Below are 19,302 nucleotides of genomic sequence, written 5' to 3' on the forward strand. Positions count from 1 at the left end.
CTAGCAGCAGTTTCGTACACCCGTGCCAATGGATCGGTGGGTTGCGCCCACGGCGTCGAGCACCGCGTCCACGACTCGGGCCCGGCCCTGCCCGTCGACTGTCGACCAGGCCTGTGCGGCGAGCGTCGCGCGCCGCTGGGGCGAGCTGAGCAGCCCGAGCAGGGTCCGCGCCGCCGCCGCGCGGGCGGCCCGTCCGGCGACGCCGGCGGTGGTCAGCTCGGGCAGCTCACCGAGGCCGGCGGCGAGGCCGTGCCGCACCACCCGGTGGTACGACTCGCGTTGGTTGTCGACCACGCAGACGAGGGCGGCGGGTGCGCCGAGGCAGCAGAGTTCCCAGGTGGACGTGCCGGCGGCGCTGACCACCACATCGGCTTCGGTGATCAGGGCCGGTAGCGAGGTGGTGGGCGGCACCGGTCGGATGACCTGCCCACGGCCGGGGGTGACGTCCTCCACCTCCGCCTCGGTCTCCGGTCGGCCGACGATGACGGTCAGGTCCATCGGATGGCCGGTGGCCACCAGTACCCGGGTGAGCACCGGGGCCGCCCCGACGGCGTCCGTTCCACCGAAGAAGGCCAGCACCCGGGGCCGGCTGACCGCCGTGGCGGGCGGGGGGACTGGTGGTCGGGCGGCGATCACCGAGTCGCGCAGCAGTGCGTAATCGCTGCCGGCGAGCAGCCGGCCGGGCAGCTCCGGGTGCCGTGCCCCGAAGTTCTGGTCGAGGTAGAGGTCGGCGACCTGGCCCCGGCTGTCGCCGTCGATCACGGCGACTGTGAACACGCCCGCGGCACGCAGCGCGCCCGCGCCGGCCGGATCCAGCTCGTAGGAGTCGAGGACCATCGCGTCCAGGTCGTGCCGGCGGGCCGCCTCGACCAGCCCGTCCGGCGTGTCCGGGCCGGGGTGCAGTCCGATGCCCCGCGCGGCCAGTTCGGCGACGGCCCAGTCGAGCCGTTCGACGGTGCCGAACACCGTGACGTGTGTCCCGCGGGCCTGGAACTCCTCGGCGAGGGCCAGGCAGCGTACGAGGTGCCCGACACCGCGTCGCGGCCCGGCGTCGCAGCGCAGACCGACCCGGATCGTGTTCAGGACTCCTCCAGGCGCTTCTGGCGGACGTCGGCGTTGAGCGCCCGCAGCCGGGGTTGCCCGTCGAGCCAGTCGGCGAGCTTGGCCAGCGGCACGCTGACGTCGCCGAAGTGGTCGACGACGGCGCTGACCAGGGCCCAGTCCTGTTCGGTGTCGACTGTCAGCCGCAGCCCGGAACGGTCCGGGGCGAGCGTCACCCCGAGCACCCGGAACAGGTCGGGGTGGGTGTACGCGTACGAGGTCACGTGCACCCGGTGGTGCCCGGTGGCGAGCCGGTCGAGGGTACGCAGCGCGTCCGCCCGGATGATCTCGACGTCCAGTCCCCGGGGCAGCGTACGGGCGATCGACGTGCTCGCGTAGTCGAGTCCGGGGACCGCCCGGTACACGGCGGCGACAAGCGCGATGATCTCCGGGTCGAGCAGGGGGCAGTCGGCGGTGAACCGCATGACCGCGTCGCCGGGGTGCGCGGCGAGCGCGCCCACGAAGCGGTCCAGGACGTCGTCGACGGGCCCTCGGTGGTACGGCACGTCCAGCCGCACGCACTCGGCGACGACCGCGTCGTCGACCGGGTCGGTGCTGGTGGCGACCACCAGGTCGGCGAGGACGCCGCTGTCGCTGGCGGCGCGCACCACCCGGCCCAGCACGGACCGTCCGGCGAGCGGGCGGAGCACCTTGCCGGGCAGGCGCGACGATCCCATCCGGGCCTGCACGATCCCGACGATGCCTGGTCCGGTCACTGCTGCTCCTCCCGCCTTGGGGCGATTACGGCGCGGGCGCGGCGCTTGGCGGCGCGGGCGCCGCGCTTGGCGGCGCGGGCGCCGCGCTTGGCGAGCCGGGCCGGTGTGATGGCGAGCCGGCCCACCCGGTAGCTGAGTGAGCCGCTGAGCAGACCGATTGTCGTCTCGGCGCGGCGCAGCGCCCGTTCGCGCGAGGTCAGCAGCTCCTCGGTCCAGGCGGTCAACGCCGCGAGTCGGCTCAGTTCCTCGCGCTGACGCAGCCACGCCTCACGCATCTGCTGGTAGCTGTGCGGGCCGACCGGCGGGTCGGTCGGCGCGACGGCGTGCAGCCGGGTGGCGAGGGTGACCCGGCCGTCGGGGTCGAGCTGGTGCAGGGCCGCCGTGATCTCCGCCTCGGCGTCCACGGCCCGGGTGACTGTCCCGCGGTCCAGGTCGCGTCCGGCGAGCCCGCCGAGCACCACCGTCAGGCCTGCCACGTCGAGGGTGGACGACCACGGGTGCGCGTACCCGCCGGTGAACAGGTCCGCCGCGAAACGCCACAGGCCGCGGGCCAGCACGACGTCCGTGGACAGGGCGTCGGTGGCCCGCCAGCTCGCGTCGAGGACGGCGTACCGCCCGCCGTCGACGACCACGTTGTCGGTGCCGGCCAGCGCGGTCGCGCCGACGACGGACCCGTCGGGGTCGGCCTGGTCGGCGAGCCAGCCCGCGTACCCCCGCAGCAGCACGCGCAGGGCCGCCAGGTCGCGGCGCAGGGCCGCGTCGAGCAGGAGGGTACGCAGCAGCCGGCCGGGCGGCACCGGCCCGCTGGGCGCGGCCGCGTCCCGGTACGCGGCCACGTGGCTGGCGAACGGCTGCGCGACCGGCAGGCCAGCGCCGGTGCCCGGGGTGAGCCCCCAGTGCCAGCCCGACGGGCCGTCGAGCACCTCCAGCACGCCGAACCCGGGCTGCCCGGTCTGCGCGAGGGCCGCCGGCAGGTCTCCGTGGTGTGCCGGCGCGGGTGCCCCGGACCGGCGGGCGAGCATCAGCCAGCCCGGCGCGAGGTCGGCGGCGCGTCCGGCGTGCAGCGCGTCCACCGCCAGCCGGGCCGGGTCCTGCAGGACCGTCGCCCCTGTGAAGCCCGCCGCGCAGGCGCCGTGCAGCACCGCGTCGAACAGGCCGGAGCCGGCGCCCCGGTCGAGCTGGTCGGCGTCGAGCAGCGCGGCGGGGGCACCGGAGTCGGGGTACGCGGCCCAGCAGGCGGCCGGCAGCAGTCCCGCGCCGCGCAGCCGCTCGCGGAGCTGGTCGCGGTTCGCCGGGTGGGCCTGGTCCAGCACCCCACCGATCACCCAGTCGGAGTCGTCCCGGCCGGCGTACCAGGGGGTGGTGTCGACGAGCCGGTGCAGTCCGAGCGGGTTGTCCAGGCGCAGCAGCAGCGCGCCGCCCGGCCGCAGCGCGGCGACGAGTCGCGCCAGCACGCCGTCCCAGCCGAGCCGGGTGCCCTCCACCGACTCCACCGGGTCCAGTCCGGCGGCGGCGATGACCACGTCGTACGTCTCGTCGGTGGGCAGCCCGGCCGGGCCGCCCACCACCACGTGGGCGGCGCGCGGGGCGAGCGCCACCGCGTCCGGGTGGCTGCGCAACAGGCAGGTGACCTCGGCGTGGGTGAGCCGGTCCAGCAGCGCCGGATCGTGCGGGCCGGCCAGCAGGACCCGGGCGCCGGACGGCACGATCCGGGCGGCCAGCGCGGCGAGCGGCCCACCGTCGGCCAGCCGTTCGCGCGGCAGGTCGGACCAGGCCAGCATCTCGCCGCCCGGCAGGGTGATCCGGCCGGCGGGTGCCGTCTCAGTCGTCACGGTCTTCCTCTTCCTCCTGGAGGTTCGCCCAACCGAGCAGCTCGCGCAGTTCGGCAGGCGAGCAGCGGTGGCCGGTGCCGAGTTCGGCGCGGGCGATCCCGGTCGCGGTGGACAGGTCGACCGAGGTGCCGTGCAGCTGCGGCCACTGTCGCCGGATCCGGGCCGTCCCACCGAAGGTGGGATCCTCGTTGGACAGGATCATCGGGTCGCCGTAGACCGCCGGTTCGCAGCCCGCCGAGATGCCGTAGAAGATCGCGCTGGTCAGCCGGTTGGAGGCGACCCGGCGGTGCCGGCGCAGCTCGGTCAACTGCTTGTCGAGGAACTCCGGGTCGGTGTCCTTCCACCAGTGCCCCCGGTAGCCGTGGCAGATCACCCGGAAGCCGGCGCGCTCGTAGAGCCGGCGGACGTTGCGCATGCCGTACTCGTGCCAGTACAGGCAGACAGTGACCGGGCCGGGCTCGGTCTCCCGGATCAGGGCGATCAGTTTGCGGTGGTCGCCCTTGACGTGCTGGCCCTCCCAGCCGTGGAACGGGTACCAGATGGTGCCCTCGCGCTCCTCGGCCGGCGGCTCCTCGGGACGCATGGCCAGCAGGTAGACGAACGGCGCGCCGATGACGACCACGTTGCGCCGGCCCACCGACCAGGCGCGCCGGCGGGTCTGCTCCGACCAGAGCAGGCTCGGCGTTCGGTCGGCGTACGGGTGGCCCGGGGCCAGACCGTCGCCGATGTTCCAGCCGTGCTGCACGTACCCGTTGATCCGGGGTGGGTGCCGGTCACCGAGACCGGCGTAGCGGGCCAGCACGTGCGCGTGGCCGTAGAAGTGGTTCGCGTGGTGCATCAGGTCCCCATCAGGCGGCGGATGGCACCGCGCTGCCCCGCAGGATCGCGGTCAGCGCGTCGACGACGCGGTCCTGGTCGGCGTCACTGAGCCCCGGGTAGAGCGGCAGCGACAGCTGCTGGGAGTAGAACGACTCGGCCACCGGGCAGGATCCGCGCCGGTAGCCCAGGTCGGCGAACGCCGGGTGCCAGTGCACCGGAAGGTAGTTGACCTGCACGCCGATGCCTGCGGCGCGCATCCGGTCGTACACCTCGCGGCGGCGGCCGTCGAGTACCCGGATCGGGTACAGGTGCCACGCCGGGTCGGCCCACGTCCGGCGGGTGGGCGTCACCACGCCGTCCAGGTCGGACAGCGCCTCGTCGTAGCGGGCGACCAGGGCGGCCCGACGCGCCGTGAACCCGGCGAGGCGGCGCAGCTGGCTGCGGCCCAAGGCGCAGAGCACGTCCGGCAGCCGGTAGTTCAACCCGAACTCGTGCACCTCCTGGTGCCAGCCGCCCTCGTCGGCGAGGCGCAGCTCGTCGCGCTCGCGGACCATCCCGACGCCGCGGAACCGGCGTGCCCGCTTCAGGATCGCCGGGTCCAGGGCGGCGACGGCGCCGCCCTCGGCGGTGGTGAGGTTCTTCGTGGGGAAGAACGAGAACGTGGTCAGGTCGGCGAGCGATCCGACCGGCCGGCCGTGGTACGTGCCGCCTATCGAGTGTGCGGCGTCGGCGAGCAGCAGCGCGTCGCTGCCGGCCAGTGACCCGCGCAGGGCGTCGTAGTCGGCCGGGTGGCCGGCGTAGTCGACAGCGGCGACGACCTTCGTGCGCGAGGTGACCGCCGCGGCGGCGGCAGCCGGGTCGAGGCAGAACGTCTCGTCGTCGACGTCGGCGAACACGATCGTCGCACCGAGGGCGACAGCGCTGCTTGCGGTCGCCACGAACGTCATTGGCGGTACGACGACCTCGTCGCCCGGACCCACCCCGGCGGCCGCGTACGCCACGTGCAGCGCGGCCGTGCCGTTGGAGACGGCGGCGACGCCCACCCCGCCGGTCCACCGGGCCAGGTCGGCCTCGAAGGCGTCCACCTGCGGTCCGGTGGTGAGCCAGTCGCCGCGCAGCACGTCGGCGACGGCCGCGATGTCGTCCTCGGTGACCGACTGCCTGCCGTACGGGAGCATCCCCGTCATGCGGTGCGGCCGAGCATGTCGCGCAGCTGCTCGACGCCGAGCCACTCGTCGTTGGTGTCCGACTGGTACGCGAAGCCGTCCGGCACCGGCTCGCAGTCGACGGGCGGCTGGTAGCCCCAGCCGGCGATCGTCGGCTGGACGATGTAGCGGTCCTCGGCGCGCAGTGTCCGGCGACTGTCGTCCGGCGCGATCATCTCCTCGTGCAGCTTCTCGCCGGGCCGGATGCCGATCTCGTGGGTGGTGGCGTCCGGCGCGACGGCCTCGACCAGGTCGAGGATGCGCATGCTCGGGATGCGCGGCACGAACAGCTCGCCGCCCTGCATCTGGTCGAACGAGTCCATGACGAACTGGACGGCCTGCTCCAGGGTGATCCAGAAACGGGTCATCCGCTTGTCGGTGATCGGCAGGCTCCTGCCCTCGGCGGCCAGCCGGCGGAACAGCGGGACCACCGAGCCACGGCTGCCGACCACGTTGCCGTAGCGGACCACCGCGAACCGGGTGGGGTGGTGGGCCGCGTAGTGGTTGGCCGAGACGAACAGCTTGTCGCCGACCAGCTTCGTGGCGCCGTACAGGTTGATCGGGCTGGACGCCTTGTCCGTGGAGAGAGCGATGACCTTCCGGACGCCGGCCTCGATCGCGGCGTCGACCACGTGCTGCGAGCCCGTGATGTTGGTGGCGATGAACTCGGAGGGGTTGTACTCCGCGGTGTCCACCTGCTTCAGAGCGGCGGCGTGTACGACGTGGTCCACGCCGTGCATGGCGCGGGTGAGGCGGTGTCGGTCCCGGATGTCGCCGATGAACCAGCGCAGCCGCGGGTCGTCGCCGAGTTGCTGGCGCAGCTCGTACTGCTTGAGCTCGTCGCGGGAGAACACCACCACCCGGGCGGGGTCGGCCCCGTTGAGGATGTGCCGCAGGAACGTCCTGCCGAAGGAACCCGTTCCCCCGGTGATCAGAATGGACGACCCATTCAACTCACTCAATGTGGTGCTCCCGTGTTCGTGGATGAACGGGCGGCCCTCGGCCGGCCGACCGGGGTGAGACGCTAGCCACGGCGGGTTAACGCCCCGGCGCTCGCGGGTTAACCGCGTCCACTGCTCCCGTGAATGCCGGACACCGCGCAGGCGAACACTTCCGTCGGGGGGCGAAGCGGGCTGACCAGGCCGGATCCGGCCGTTACAGTGGCCGCGCGAGCGACCCGGGCGCCCTCGTGCCGCCGGTTTCCGCGTTCACCCGACAGCCGCGCCACTCGGCGCGAGCGGTCACCCCCCGTGCGTCATCGGCCGGCCGTGGCGCCGTCCGGCCCGCGCACCACCGGTCCGGCCGGCGAACCCAGGAGGCGTTGATGGCATCCGGCAGCGACGTGATGGAACGGCCGGCGGCTGCGGCCGGTACGCCGGGCGCCGCACCCGCGCGGCTCTGGCTCGTGCCGCTGCTGCTGCTCGTCGGGTGGGTGCTCGGCGTCGCGTGGCGGATGTGGCTGTCCCGGCACGTCGTGCTGCCGATCGCGCACACCGACGAGGACAGCTACCTCAACACCGCCCGCGCACTGGCCGGCGGCCCGGGCGGGTTCAGCAGCGAGAACGACCTGCTGCGCCGGGTCGGCTACCCGATGCTGATCTCGCCGGCGTTCCTCGGCGACCGGGACTTCGCCGACAGCTACCGGCTGGTCCAACTGATAAACGCGATGGTGAACGCGACGCTGCTGCCGCTCGCCTACCTGCTGGGTCGGCGGCTGCTCGGGTTGCGGCGCTCGTACGCCCTGGGCGCGGCGGTGGCGGCCGCGACCCTGCCGGCGACCGCCTTCTACGCCGGTGTCGCCATGATCGACGCGGTGATGGCGCCGCTGGTGGTGGCCTGGCTGCTCGCCGTGCACCGGTGGATCGGGCGGCCCGGGCCGCTGGCCGCGGCCACCGTCGGTCTGTTCGTCGGCGCGTTCCACCTGCTGCACTCCCGCGGCCTGGTGATCGTCGGCATCCACGCCGGCCTCGTCCTGCTGCTGCTGGTCCGCCGCCGGATCACCCCCGCCGGGGTGCTCGCGGCGCTGGCGCCGGTGCTGGCCCTGGCGTTTGTCAACGAGGCAGGAATCCGGCTGCTCGGGGACCGGGTCTACCTGCTGGGCAGCACCCCGGGCGGCAGCGTGGTCGACGCGGTCGCCTCCGCGCAGGGTGTGGTCCGGATCGGCGCGGCGGTCACCACCCAACTCTGGTACCTCGTCGTGGTCACCTTCGGGACGGCCGGGGTGGCCTGGGCCGCCGCCGTCCACGAACTGTGGCGGCCCAGGCGCGGCGACGCGACCCGCTGGACGATGGGCGTCGCGCTCGTCACGAGCGCCGGGGTGGCCGGCGGGGCCTCGGTCATCCTGGCCGGCATCACCGGCAAACCGTTGGACGCGATCTACGCGCGCTACGTGCAGATGCTCGCGCCGTTCTGGATGGTCGTCGGGCTCGGGGTGCTGCTCACCGCCGGGCGCCTGGTGGTGCTGCGCCGCGCGGCAGTCGCGGTGGGCCTGCTGGCCGCCGGCGGCGCGGTCGTCGCGGCCCGGCTCGCGTACGTGGCCAGCCGGGGGCACACCCTGCGGTACGGCGGCTTCGGCGCGCCCGACCTGGTGGCGTTGACCGGCGGCTGGCGGGAGATGCGCCCGGTCGTCGGATCGTTGATCGGTGTCGCCGGCTGCCTGCTGCTGGTCGCCGTGGTCCAGGTGCCCCGCCTGCGGCTGCCGATCCTCGGCGCCCTCGTGGTGGTCAACCTCGTCACCATGCAGGTGATCGACGAGCGGCTGGTGCTCCCGACTGTGGCGAGCACCGCGCCCACCCCACGGGTGGCCGACGTCGGGGTACGCCCCGGCGAGCGGGTGTGGGCGTCCACCGGCGTGCACTACATCCTGCGGTTCAACCTCAGCCACCAGGTGACGTGGACCGACGTGCGGTGGTTCCACGAGCAGCCGCCGGCCGCCGCGCAGGTGGTGTTCGCCCGCTGGGCGCCCGGCCAACCCGACGACTGGGACGGCGCCAGGTACGGCTTCGTCCGGCTCGGCGGCAACGAACGCCAGCACTGGGCGGCGTGGCGACGGGCGTGAGCCCGGCCTTTCGTGAACGGCCGATGGCCAACGGGGGCGGCGGCGGTTAATTGTGTCCGACCATTGTGCGAATATGCGCGACAATCAGCGTCGGCGGCGGTCGGCCTGGCTCAGTGAAATGGGGATGACGATGATTTCACGACCGTCGGACACCTCCCGGCGGCCGGTGCCCTCGACAAAACGAAAACGCCTGTTCATCTGCCGTACGACCGTGTTGTGCTCCAACACCTCCCCGTCGAGCCGGTCCAGGTGCAACCCGTCGAAGGCGTACTCCACCGCCTCCCGCATGATGCCCAGCCAGGCGGGCAACGTCTCGTCCCGCCCGGCCAGCCCGTCCGAGTCCAGATAGAAGCCCCAGGCACCCGTCCGAGGGCCGTCGAACCGCAGGTCGAAGAAGGTCACCACGCCGCAGGGGCGGTCGTCGCGGACGTACACCAGCACCCGCCGCGACGGGTCGTCGCGGACCGCCGACCACCACCTGGCGTGCTCCTCCGCGGTGATCTCGTGGCTGTTCCTGCTGACCTGCCGGTTTGCTTTCTGATTACGCCAGGACAACATCAGGTGAACGTCGTCCGCCGTTGCTTCGCGCAGCACATGCCTCTCTCTTTCAATCTGTTCCCGTCCGGTTCGGGCACCTTACCCGGACGCACCGGGAAAGCGGATACGCATTCGTTGGGTTGTAGACTCCGGCGCATGAACGAATTGAGTCGCGCGCAGATCCGCGACCTCATGGCGCAGGTGTTGAAGAACCAGGACAAGGAGCTGCCCGCCGACGACACGGCGCAGCTGCGGGAGATCGGCTTCCGGTCCCTTGACTTCTCCGAGTTGGCCCTGCGGGTGGAGGACGAGACGGGGGAGGAGCTCAACTTCGACGCCCCCGGCCTTCGCCGCATCGCCACAGTCGGCGACGTCCTGGACTTCCTCGTCGAGCTTGCGCACCAGTGACCGTCGCGGCACCCGGCCCCGTGGCGGCCACGCACCCCGAGCCGGCCGGCGCCGACAATCGGGTCGTCGTCGGCGGCGTCGCGCTGACCTGGCGGGAGCTGCCGACGCCGGCGCTGCCCGACCCCGCCGCGGTGCTCGCGCACTCCGCCGCGCACGCCCTGGCCGCCGCGCGGCAGCACGCCGTGCACGGCACCGAGTTGCTGCTCACCACCACGAGCCGGGTGGACGCGGAGATGCGCGCCGACCTGTCGGAGGCCGGCTTCACGGTCACCGTCCTCGACCACGACGGCACCCATCCGAGCGCGCCGGCCCGGCCGCGTGCCGCCGACCCCGGCCGGCTGTGGCTGCTGACGTCCGGCTCGACCGGCCGCCCGAAGCGGGTCGGGCACACCCTCGACACGCTGACCACCGTGCGGGCCGACCAGCCCGAGCGGACCTGGCTCTGCCCCTACGCCCCCGGCACGTACGCCTGGTGGCAGGTGGTCACCCTGTCGCTGACCCAGCCGGGGCAGCACCTGGTGGTGGTCGAGCCGGACGAGCTGGACGACTGGCCCGCGGTCGCCGCCGCACACGGGGTGGACGCCGCCTCCGGCACGCCGACGTTCTGGCGTCGCACCCTCTACCGGGACCCCGTCGCGCTGGCCCGGGTGCCGCTGCGCCAGATCACCCTCGGCGGCGAGCCGGTGGACCAGGCGATCCTCGACCAGCTGCGGGCCGTTTTCCCGACCGCCCGGATCTCCTGGATCTACGCGTCGTCCGAGGTCGGCGCGTCCATCGTCGTGCACGACGGGCGGGCCGGGTTCCCCGTCGACTGGCTGGACCGACAGGCCCCCGGCCGGCCGACCCTCTCCGTCCGCGACGACGAGCTGGTGGTCACCTCCCCGTACCACGGGGCCGGGCTGGCCGGCCCGGTCCGCACCGGTGACCGGGTGCAGGTCGTCGACGGCCGGGTCCTGATCACCGGGCGGCTGGACTCCGACGAGATCAACGTCGGTGGCAGCAAGGTTTCCGCAGGTGTGGTGCGCGGCGTGCTGACCGGGCACCCGAGCGTGGCCTGGGCCCGGATCACCGGCCGCCGCGCCCCGGTGCTCGGCCGGATGGTGGTCGCCGAGGTGGTCCTCACCCCCGCCGATCCGGCCTCCGCCGACGGCGGCGTGGACGAGGCCGCGCTGGTGCGCTGGTGCGCCGACCGGCTGCCCGAGCACGCGGTGCCCCGCCGGATCCGGGTGCTCACCGAGATCCCAGTCAAGGAGACCCTGAAGAGCGATGTCTGACCCCGCCGACACCCAGCTCGTTCCTCCCAGCTCCGTCGTCCTCGTCTCCGGGGGCTCACGGGGGCTGGGCCTGGCCATCGTCACCGACCTGCTCGACGCGGGCGTACGGGTGGCCGCGTTTGCCCGTACCGTCACCCCGGAACTGGAGAAGCTCGCCGCCGAGCGCCCCGACCTGGTACACGTCGGCTCGGTGGACGTCACCGACCTGCGCGCCGCGCAGGCCTTCGTCCGCGAGGTGGAGCAGCGCCTCGGCCCGATCGACGGCATCGTCAACAACGCGGCCGTCGGGCAGGACTCGCTGCACGTGCACACCGCCACCGACGACATCGCCCGGATCATCGAGACCAACCTGACCGCGCCGCTGCAACTGACCCGGCTGGTGATCCGCCGGATGCTCGGCAAGGGCCTGCGCGGGCGGATCGTCAACATCACCTCGATCTGCGCGCAGCGTGGATTCCCGGGCCTGGTCGCGTACTCGGCCACCAAGGGCGGCATGGACGCGGCAACCCGCTCACTCGCCCGGGAGTTGGGCGGCCGGATGCTCGTCAACGCGGTGGCGCCCGGGTTCTTCGCCTCGGAGATGTCCGCGGTGCTCGGCCCGACCCAGCTCGACCAGATCGTGCGCCGCACCCCGAGCGGTCGCCTCACCGAGCCGCTGGAGGTCGTACCCGTGGTGCGGGTGCTGCTGCGCGAGCACACAAACATCAACGGCCAGGTCATCGTGGTGGACGGTGCCGCCTCCGTCTGACCTGGCCCAGCTGGCCGTCGCCGAGCGGCATCTGCGCATCGGCGTACCCGCCGACCTGGCCGACGCGACGACTCGTAGCCATCTCGACGATGGTCGCTGCGTCGGCTGGTATGGGCCGCTGACGCCCGGGTGGCGGGTGGCGATCGACGCCGAACGCGCGGACGCCCCGGTGCCGCCGGCGCTAGCTCGCCGCTTCGGCGTGCCGGACTTCTGGGCGCGGTGGACCCGTACCGAGTGCCACTGCAAGCTGACCGACGTGCCGGTGGCGGTGTGGTGGCGTAGCCACGGTCTGAGCACGCCAGCCGGCGCAACGGTCTGGCGCACCCTCACCGTGGCCGACCTGGTCGTCACTGTCGGCGTCGCCCGCGAGCCTGCGTTGCCACTCAGCTACCAGGACCTGCGGGAAGCCGCCGCCGGCGGTCGGTAGCCCCGGTGTGGTGGGCGCGCTGGCCGGCGCGCGGCCGCCCTGGCGGTCGGTGCGGTGGTTGCCTGTCGAGCTGCCCCAGATGTGGGGCAGACGCTCTCGCCGCTGGTCGGCGCCGTGGTTATCCCTGAGCTGCCCCTCGTCTTGGGCAGGCGCCTCCGCCGCTGGTCCACCTGGACCGCGAGTCTCGGGAGTCCGCAGGGCTGCGCGACGGCTGCCCACGGCCGCGCGACGGCTGTCCACGGCCGCGCGACGGCTGTCCACGGCGCGCGACGGCTGTCCACGGCCGCGCGACGGCTGCCCGCCCCATATCCGGGGCAGTTCGACAGGCTCTCAGCCTCGCTCCACCGGCGCTGCGGGGCGACCGATCAGATCAGGTCCCAGCTCAGGGGGGTGCCTCGGGGGACGTCGGTGGTGAAGGTGCGGCCCCGCACCCGGTCGATCTCCACCGGGGCCAGCCCGCCGGCCGGGCGGATCGAGCGGACGTTGTCCGCAGTCAGGGGGTCGCCGGCCCGCACGTCGGCGACAACGAACAACGAGCGGCGGAACCGCAGCCCCTCCCGCTCGGCCGGGGTCGGGCCGATCGCCGTGCCGCCCAGCGCGGCGTACGCCCGGCCCGACTCGGCGACCAGCGCTGACAGTTCGGCCGGATTCAGGGAGAAGTCCGAGTCCACGCCGCCGTCGGCCCGGTCCAGCGTCACGTGCTTCTCGATGAAGCAGGCGCCCAGTGCCACCGAGGCGACAGCCACCCCGATGCCTGGCGTGTGGTCGGAGAGGCCGACCGGCACGTCGAAGGCGCCGGCCAGCACCGGCAGCCGGCGCAGGTTGCTGTCGGCGGGCGGCGCCGGGTAGGACGCCGTGCAGGCCAGCAGGATGATGCCCGCCGCGCCGCCGTCGCGGGCGGTGCGCACCGCGGCGTCGATCTCGGCGACCGTCGCCATCCCGGTGGAGATCACCATCGGTTTGCCGGTGCCGGCGACCAACCGGATCAGCGGAAGGTCGACGAGCTCCGACGAGGCGATCTTGTACGCCGGTGCGTCAAGTGACTCCAGCAGTTCCACGGCCGTCGCGTCGAACGGCGACGAGAAGACGGTCAGACCGCGCTCGCGGGCCCGCTCGAAGATCGGCGCGTGCCACTCGTACGGGGTGTGCGCCCGCTCGTAGAGGCGGTACAGGTTCTCCCCGCCCCACAGCTCGTGCCCGCTGGAGATGCGGAACGCGGGGGTGTCGACGTCGATCGTGATCGTGTCCGGCCGGTACGTCTGGAGCTTGAGCGCGTGCGCCCCGCTCTCGGCCACCGCGTCGACGATCGCCAGCGCGCGACCCAGGTCGCCGTTGTGGTTGCCGGACATCTCGGCGACCACGAAGGGTCGCTCGCCGGCACCGACCGCGTGCGGTCCGATCTTGGTTGTCGCCGTCATTGGGACCTCTGCTCAGGTACGTCCGCACCGGGGTGCGGTGGTGCTGTCGTCGTCCCCCCGAGGGGTGGACGACCTGGAGAACTCCGGCGCCGGAAGCCGCGCCGGGCGTGGGGTGCGAATCCGACGGTCACGGCAGGCCGCCCCCGGCCAACGCGTCGGACCGCTTGGGCGTCCCGGTGGGCTCCGCGGCCCGCGTCGTGGTGGTGTCCCCTCGGTTCGGGTCCTCGTCGGTCCCGGCGTCCGGACTCGCCGTCGGGCCCGGCCGGCGCAGCCGGCCCGCGACCCGGTGCGCCTGACGCAGCGCCGAGTACGCCAGCCAGTCGCCGCGCCCCACCAGCCGGTGCTTGAGCCCGGCCACGCCGGTTGGCACCGGGTAGCCGCCGGTGGGCAGGTAACGGCGGTAGTGCTCGGCCACCCGGTGGAAGAACGCCCGCCGCAGGTGCGGGTGCAGGCGGTCGTCGTTGCCCACCACCACCAGATAGTGGCTGATCATCAGCTCGAACAGCTCGGCCCGCAACCGCTCGTCCGGGTGTTTGCGGGCGACCCAGTCCATCAGCCGCTCGTACTGGCCGAACGCCTCGAAGTGCCGGCCGCTGCGGGTGGAGGTGATCGCGCCCTGGCGGCCCTGCCGGTACAGGTAGCAGACCCGGTCCAGTACGGAGATCTTCTCCGCGCCGATGAGCAGCGGATGGCTGAACGGGATGTCCTCGTACCAGCCGGGGAAGAACCGCAGCCCCAACTCGTCGAGGAAGGCCCGGCGGACCACCTTGTTCCAGGCGGTGTGCTGCACCCGCAGCAGGTGCGGCTGGTCGGCCAGGCGGACCACACCCGGCACCCCGCGCAGCAGGTGACTGCTCGCGTCCACTTCTCGCCGGCCGTCCTCGTGCACCCGCAGGTGGTCCAGCATCAGCACGTCGGGCTGGTGCTGGCGCAGCCGGTCCAGCACCGCCGCGATGGTGCCCGGGGGCAGCCAGTCGTCGCTGTCGACGAACCAGACGTACCTGCCGGTGGCCACGTCGAGACCGGCGTTGCGGGCCAGCCCCAGACCCACGTTGCTGCTCAGGTGCACGACCCGGACGCCGTCGCGGCCTGCGTACGCGCGCAGCATCGCGCCGCAGCCGTCCGGCGACGCGTCGTCGACGGCGATCAGTTCGACCGCGTCCGCCTCGCCCGCGGGAATGTCCGCCCGGATCGACTCGAGGCACTGGTACAGGTACGCCTCCACGCCGTACACGGGCACGACGATGCTCAGCAGCGGTGCGTGCGTCGGCTCATTGACCACGACGCCACCTTCGACGACCCGGGTGGCCGGCCCCGGAACCTGACGTGGCCGAGGAAGGTGGAGTCCCTGAACTCCCGCCGAGCGGAAGGTTAACGACGCTCGTCCGGTTCACCCGGGAGTGACCCGGTAGGGTGCCCCGGTGCGGCCCTGCCGGGTCGTCGCGGGCGTCGCCGTCGCGCCGTCCGACGCCGCGCCGAGGAGGAGACGTACGTGCTGGTGACCCTGCTGATCGTCAGGCGACCGGCATGACGGGCACCACCGACGTCCCCACGGCCCGCCCCGCCCCGGTCACCCGGCTGCCCTCGCTGACCGGGCTGCGCTGGATCGCCGCGCTGCTGGTCTTCGGTTTCCACGCCGGCACCATGCGGATCATCGCCGAGCCGGACTACAAGGCGGTTGTCGACGCCCTGTTCACCCTCGGCCTGTCCGGGGTGCAGTTCTTCTTCGTTCTCAGTGGGTTCGTGCTCGTCTGGTCGGCCCGCCCGGGCGACTCCCGGCGGACGTTCTGGCGCCGGCGGGTCGCCAAGATCTACCCGAACCACCTGGTGCTGTGGGCGGCGGCGCTGCTTGTCGCCTGGTGGTTCGCCGACCCCGTCCTGCCCGCCGTCGCGCTGGAGAACCTCCTGCTGTTGCAGGCCTGGGACCCCCGGCCGGGCTGGTTCTACAGCATCAACACGGTGAGCTGGTCGCTGTCCTGCGAGTTCTTCTTCTACCTGTGCCTGCCGCTGGTGCTGCCGCTGCTGCGCCGGGCCCGTCCCGCGCTGCTGTGGACGCTCGTCGTCGCCCTGCCGCTGCTGATCCTCGCGCTCTGGCCGGCCCAGCACCTGGTGCCGGAGGACAGCCGCTGGTGGTTCACCCAGATCTTCCCGCCGGCCCGGTCGCTGGAGTTCTGGTTGGGCGCGGTGGCGGCCGAGCTGATGCGCCGGGGCCTCTGGCGCGGTCCCGGCCTGACCGTCGCGAGCGCGATCTTCGTGGCCACCTGGGTGGCAGCGGCACAGTGGATCCGCGCCGAGCTGTGGACCACCCTGCTGGCCGTGGCGTACCTGCTGGTGATCACCGCCGCGGCGGACGCCGACGTGCGGGGCCGACGCTCGCCGTGGCGGTCCCGCCCGCTGGTCTGGCTCGGTGAGGTCTCCTTCGCGTTCTACCTCGTGCACGTGCTGGTGATGACGAGCGTGCTGCGGTGGACCGGGGACTGGGGGACCGGGTTCGGCGGGTGGCGCGGCCCGGCTGTGGTGCTCGGCTTCCTGTCGGTCAACCTCGTCCTCGCCGCACTGCTGCACCGCTTCGTGGAGACACCGATGATGCGCCGGCTCGCCCCGAGCCGCCGGGCCCACACGTCGGCCGTCCCGCGTCCGCGCACACCAGCCACAGGCGCTGACGAAACCACCCACCAGGCCGGGAACGCACCGGCCGTCGGGCCCCGGCCCGAGGACCGATCGACGTACGCCGACTCGCGCTGATCGTCCACGCTGGTCGGCGCGGCGTGACCCGACACGCCCGGCGTCGGTGCGTCCGGCCGGCGACGGCGGTAGCGTGAGGACGTGCTTCCGGTCGCGCTCACCTGTCCCCTGTGGTGGGTGGCGCGCTGGGCCACACGGGTGCTGACCAGCCTCGCCGTCGTCGCCGCCCTCGCGCTCGGCGCGGGCGCGTCGCCCGCCTCCGCCGGTTCCCCGACGTCCGCCGACGCCGCGTCGACGTTCACCACCAGCGGGCCGATCATGCGGCAGGCCAGCGCCACGCCGGGCATCGTCGCCGGCCCGAGAACGCCGTCCGGTCTGGTCGGCGTGGTCGCCATCGGGCACCTGCAGTCGGTCGTCGCCGCCGACGCCGCCGACCGGCACACCTCGACCCGGTCGGTCGACCCGCAGCCCGCCCGGCTGGTCGCCGGGATCCTGCCCGCCGCCACGGGTGTCACCCCGGCGAGCGCTGCCCGGTCCGAGCGACGGCCCCACGCCCACGGCCCGGCCAGCCGGGCACCCCGGGCCCCGCCCTCCCGCTGAACCATCGGGACGAGCGTCCCGCCGCCGCGCCTGTCGATCAACCACCCGCACCCGTCGGCCCGTGGCCACGCCACGACCCGCCCGGCCCGTGCGGCTCACCGTCGCATCGCTGTCGTTCCGAGGTGTCGATCATGGAGACCGTCGTCTTCTACCAGTTCCTGACCGAGGTACCGCAGGCCGCCGCCATCTGGTCGGTGCTGTTCCTGCTGGCGTTGAGCGTGCCCGCCGTTCTCGTCGCCCGCCCGGAGCGGGACGGGCCGACGGGTGAGCCGGGCTCGACCGCGCCCACCGCCCGGGAGGCCGCGGCCGCCGAGGCCGCCGACAGGCGCCGGTACGCCGAGGAGGTGTCTGTCGCCGCCGCCGGCGCCGCGCAGACCGCCCGACGGCGACGGGCTGACTGGCTGGTCACCCAGGAGGAGGCCGAGCGGGCCTGGGCCGGGTACGACGAGGCGGACACCGTGGCCCGTCGGTTCGCCGGCGCCGGGGCGCTGCCCACCCCGCGTACCCCGCACACTCCGGCCGAGTACGCCGCCCGGGAGCGGTACCTGCACCGTGCCGCGATGGCGGCGTACTGGCGCGGGGAGCTGACCATGGGGCAGCTCGGTGACGTGTTCGGGCACCGGCGCGGTTGGGATCCCCGCCGGCACCCCGTCGAGCAGGAGGTGCTGCTCGCCCGGGCGATCAGGGGCGCGAGGCTTGCCGACTACCGGGTCGCCGCCGAGCGGGAACGGTCGGCCTGGCGGGACGCGGAACTGGCCGCCGAGTCGGCCCGCACCCTCGCCGAGGAGGCGTACGCGGCCGCGGCCCGACTGCGGCCCGGCCCGGCGCCGGCCCGCCGGGCGGCGACCGGTGCGGTACGTCAGGCCGCGGTGGCCCGCTGGCGCCCGGCACGCGTCGGGTGAGCCAGCGCGTCGGTTGAGCCCGATCTGTGACGTGAGCCCGGTCACGGGCCCGGGAAATCGGGCGCTCGGCGCGATCGGGCCCGTTGTTCGCGCGAATCCGACGTCGTTGTCGACGGCCTGTCCGGTTGTCGACCACAGGCGTCGCCGTAACCGGTTGTCCCATCGAGTCACGTCATCGGCAATACGCGCAGAAATTGTCGGCCAGAATGATGTTTACGCAGGTGGACGCGGCTTGGCAGGCGTACGCACCGGCCAGTAGTGTCGTCCCGTCCGGTGCGGTTACCGATCGCAAGAGGCGACGCCGCGCCGACCCGCTCAATCGTGATCAACGAACCGGGGACCCACCAGTAAGTCCGGGGTGAATCCGCGAGCCACGGCCCGCGGTAGGGCGATCTTCCCGCCCGAATCCGTCAGCTAACCCGGTAGGCGGTGTCGGAAGGAGTTCCATCCTCGTGCAGCACCTCTCCACCCCTTGCTTGTTCCCACGCCTCCACGGCGCGGCGGTGCCCCCGCTCATCCGTCCGGTGAGCTGACCCCCCGGGTCATCGCCCTTCCCGCCCGGCAGCGCCGGGCGTTCCCTTGAGCGGTTCACCATCCGCGGACCACGGGTTCGCGCGCTGGCGCCTGCCCGGATACCGGCTCGGCCCCGGTGTGCCGCTCTCCCCCCGAACCGTGGAGGACCCCGTGAAGCACACCCTGAAGCGTCAGCTCCGCCGTCTCACCACCGAACGTCCGTACCAGATCGTCGCCGCCTCCGCCGCGGCCCTCGCGCTCGCGGCCACCTCCGGTGTCCTGCTCACCGACACCGACGATGCCCCGGCCGGCCAGCACAGCGCGACCACCGTCGCCGAGATGCGCAGCGACCTGGCCGCCTCCCGTGGCCAGGCGCGCGTCGCGTCCCCCTCGGCCAGCGCCGCGCCGAGCAGCGCCGCCCCGGCCGCCAGCGCTACGTCACCCGTCGCGAAGGCCAGCGGCAACCCGGACCTCACCCGTAAGCCGACACCGCCGAAGCCGCCCGCGACGAAGGTGCTCGACTACGACTACGAGGCGCAGAACACGTACTACAACTGCGGTCCGGCGGCCACCCGCAACGCGCTCAGCGCCAGCGGCATCGACCGCACCCAGAACGAACTCGCCGCCGAACTGGGCACCACCGAGATGGGCACCAACTCGGCCCTCGACACCACCCGCGTGCTCAACGCCGAGGTGAAGGGTTCCCCGTACCGGACCCGGATGTTCGCGGGCGCCCCGAGCCCGGCCCAGATGGACCAGCTCCAGGCCGACGTCGTCAAGGCCATCACCGACGGCCGTGGCGTGGTGGCCAACGTCGCCGGCGACGCCGTCGACACCAACGGCGGCTGGCACTCCTACGGCGGTGGGCACTACATCGCCGTGGTGGGTTACCGGGACAACGGCCGGACCGTGCGGATCGCCGACTCGGCGAACGCGGCCGACGCGTCGTACTGGATCACCACGATCGACCTGGCCAACTGGATCGCCACCCGGGGCTACTCCGCCTGACCCAGGCGGATGGACCGCCGCGGGCGCCGTCCCCCACGAGGGGTCGGCGCC

18 protein-coding genes and 1 riboswitch are annotated in these 19,302 nt (G+C 73.5%); of the genes, 9 read left to right on the forward strand and 9 right to left on the reverse strand.

Annotation, left to right across the window (positions count from 1 at the left end):
- From ACFY1S_RS07465 to pseB, 6 genes are read right to left on the reverse strand one after another with little or no spacing between them, the layout of a single operon-like run.
- A complete protein-coding gene (locus tag ACFY1S_RS07465; protein ID WP_387114368.1) occupies nucleotides 1-1,083 on the reverse strand; it encodes a PseG/SpsG family protein in 1,083 nt (360 codons plus the stop codon).
- Entirely contained in the window at nucleotides 1,080-1,817 is a 738-nt protein-coding gene (locus ACFY1S_RS07470; RefSeq protein WP_387113758.1) for a cytidylyltransferase domain-containing protein, read from the reverse strand. Before ACFY1S_RS07470 ends, ACFY1S_RS07465 begins: the two co-directional genes overlap by 4 nt.
- Nucleotides 1,814-3,649 carry a class I SAM-dependent methyltransferase gene (locus ACFY1S_RS07475; protein ID WP_387113760.1) on the reverse strand — a complete coding sequence of 612 codons (1,836 nt, stop codon included), beginning with the start codon at nucleotides 3,647-3,649 and terminating at the stop codon, nucleotides 1,814-1,816. The genes ACFY1S_RS07470 and ACFY1S_RS07475 overlap by 4 nt, the downstream gene beginning before the upstream one ends.
- Nucleotides 3,639-4,487 carry a hypothetical protein gene (locus ACFY1S_RS07480; protein ID WP_387113762.1) on the reverse strand — a complete coding sequence of 283 codons (849 nt, stop codon included), beginning with the start codon at nucleotides 4,485-4,487 and terminating at the stop codon, nucleotides 3,639-3,641. Before ACFY1S_RS07480 ends, ACFY1S_RS07475 begins: the two co-directional genes overlap by 11 nt.
- A gap of 10 nt (nucleotides 4,488-4,497) precedes the next feature.
- The gene (locus tag ACFY1S_RS07485; RefSeq protein ID WP_387113764.1) at nucleotides 4,498-5,655 is read right to left on the reverse strand and encodes a DegT/DnrJ/EryC1/StrS family aminotransferase; all 1,158 of its coding nucleotides are present in this window, start codon (nucleotides 5,653-5,655) and stop codon (nucleotides 4,498-4,500) included.
- Entirely contained in the window at nucleotides 5,652-6,635 is a 984-nt protein-coding gene (gene pseB, locus ACFY1S_RS07490) for a UDP-N-acetylglucosamine 4,6-dehydratase (inverting) (RefSeq protein ID WP_387113766.1), read from the reverse strand. The genes ACFY1S_RS07485 and pseB overlap by 4 nt, the downstream gene beginning before the upstream one ends.
- Before the next feature lie 362 nt (nucleotides 6,636-6,997).
- Between pseB and ACFY1S_RS07495 the strand changes: the two genes are divergently transcribed.
- Complete coding sequence (locus ACFY1S_RS07495; RefSeq protein ID WP_387113768.1) at nucleotides 6,998-8,731, forward strand: hypothetical protein; 1,734 nt, start codon at nucleotides 6,998-7,000, stop codon at nucleotides 8,729-8,731.
- 84 nt (nucleotides 8,732-8,815) lie between these two features.
- Here ACFY1S_RS07495 and ACFY1S_RS07500 read toward each other — a convergent pair whose 3' ends face one another.
- Nucleotides 8,816-9,325, reverse strand: a complete 510-nt coding sequence (locus ACFY1S_RS07500) for a GNAT family N-acetyltransferase (protein WP_387113770.1) — start codon at nucleotides 9,323-9,325, stop codon at nucleotides 8,816-8,818.
- A 99-nt stretch (nucleotides 9,326-9,424) separates the two neighbouring features.
- Here ACFY1S_RS07500 and ACFY1S_RS07505 point away from each other — a divergent pair, with 99 nt between their 5' ends.
- From ACFY1S_RS07505 to ACFY1S_RS07520, 4 genes are read left to right on the forward strand one after another with little or no spacing between them, the layout of a single operon-like run.
- On the forward strand, nucleotides 9,425-9,676 hold the full coding sequence (locus ACFY1S_RS07505; RefSeq protein WP_364371836.1) for an acyl carrier protein: 252 nt from the start codon (nucleotides 9,425-9,427) through the stop codon (nucleotides 9,674-9,676).
- Nucleotides 9,673-10,950 (forward strand): AMP-binding protein, encoded by a 1,278-nt coding sequence (locus ACFY1S_RS07510; protein WP_387113772.1) that lies wholly within the window; start codon nucleotides 9,673-9,675, stop codon nucleotides 10,948-10,950. Before ACFY1S_RS07505 ends, ACFY1S_RS07510 begins: the two co-directional genes overlap by 4 nt.
- The gene (locus tag ACFY1S_RS07515; RefSeq protein WP_387113774.1) at nucleotides 10,943-11,698 is read left to right on the forward strand and encodes an SDR family NAD(P)-dependent oxidoreductase; all 756 of its coding nucleotides are present in this window, start codon (nucleotides 10,943-10,945) and stop codon (nucleotides 11,696-11,698) included. Before ACFY1S_RS07510 ends, ACFY1S_RS07515 begins: the two co-directional genes overlap by 8 nt.
- Nucleotides 11,682-12,125, forward strand: coding sequence for a hypothetical protein (locus tag ACFY1S_RS07520; RefSeq protein WP_387113776.1), 444 nt, complete (start codon nucleotides 11,682-11,684; stop codon nucleotides 12,123-12,125). The genes ACFY1S_RS07515 and ACFY1S_RS07520 overlap by 17 nt, the downstream gene beginning before the upstream one ends.
- 365 nt (nucleotides 12,126-12,490) lie before the next feature.
- On the opposite strand, the gene pseI is transcribed toward ACFY1S_RS07520, so the two are convergent.
- The gene (gene pseI, locus ACFY1S_RS07525; protein ID WP_387113778.1) at nucleotides 12,491-13,543 is read right to left on the reverse strand and encodes a pseudaminic acid synthase; all 1,053 of its coding nucleotides are present in this window, start codon (nucleotides 13,541-13,543) and stop codon (nucleotides 12,491-12,493) included.
- Between the two features lie 127 nt (nucleotides 13,544-13,670).
- The gene (locus ACFY1S_RS07530) at nucleotides 13,671-14,825 is read right to left on the reverse strand and encodes a glycosyltransferase family 2 protein (RefSeq protein ID WP_387113780.1); all 1,155 of its coding nucleotides are present in this window, start codon (nucleotides 14,823-14,825) and stop codon (nucleotides 13,671-13,673) included.
- A gap of 245 nt (nucleotides 14,826-15,070) precedes the next feature.
- Between ACFY1S_RS07530 and ACFY1S_RS07535 the strand changes: the two genes are divergently transcribed.
- The 4 genes from ACFY1S_RS07535 to ACFY1S_RS07550 all read left to right on the forward strand — a co-directional run bounded on the left by ACFY1S_RS07535 (nucleotide 15,071) and on the right by ACFY1S_RS07550 (nucleotide 19,251).
- The gene (locus tag ACFY1S_RS07535; RefSeq protein WP_387113782.1) at nucleotides 15,071-16,288 is read left to right on the forward strand and encodes an acyltransferase family protein; all 1,218 of its coding nucleotides are present in this window, start codon (nucleotides 15,071-15,073) and stop codon (nucleotides 16,286-16,288) included.
- Nucleotides 16,289-16,369: 81 nt separating this feature from the next.
- Entirely contained in the window at nucleotides 16,370-16,828 is a 459-nt protein-coding gene (locus ACFY1S_RS07540; protein ID WP_387113784.1) for a hypothetical protein, read from the forward strand.
- A 131-nt stretch (nucleotides 16,829-16,959) separates the two neighbouring features.
- Complete coding sequence (locus tag ACFY1S_RS07545; protein ID WP_387113786.1) at nucleotides 16,960-17,730, forward strand: hypothetical protein; 771 nt, start codon at nucleotides 16,960-16,962, stop codon at nucleotides 17,728-17,730.
- Nucleotides 17,731-18,032: 302 nt separating this feature from the next.
- Nucleotides 18,033-18,174, forward strand: a riboswitch (cyclic di-AMP (ydaO/yuaA leader).
- A 228-nt stretch (nucleotides 18,175-18,402) separates the two neighbouring features.
- Complete coding sequence (locus ACFY1S_RS07550) at nucleotides 18,403-19,251, forward strand: C39 family peptidase (RefSeq protein WP_387113788.1); 849 nt, start codon at nucleotides 18,403-18,405, stop codon at nucleotides 19,249-19,251.
- Nucleotides 19,252-19,302: the final 51 nt, after the last annotated feature.

The sequence above is a fragment of the Micromonospora sp. NPDC000663 genome, from assembly GCF_042898105.1.
GTDB lineage: Bacteria > Actinomycetota > Actinomycetes > Mycobacteriales > Micromonosporaceae > Micromonospora.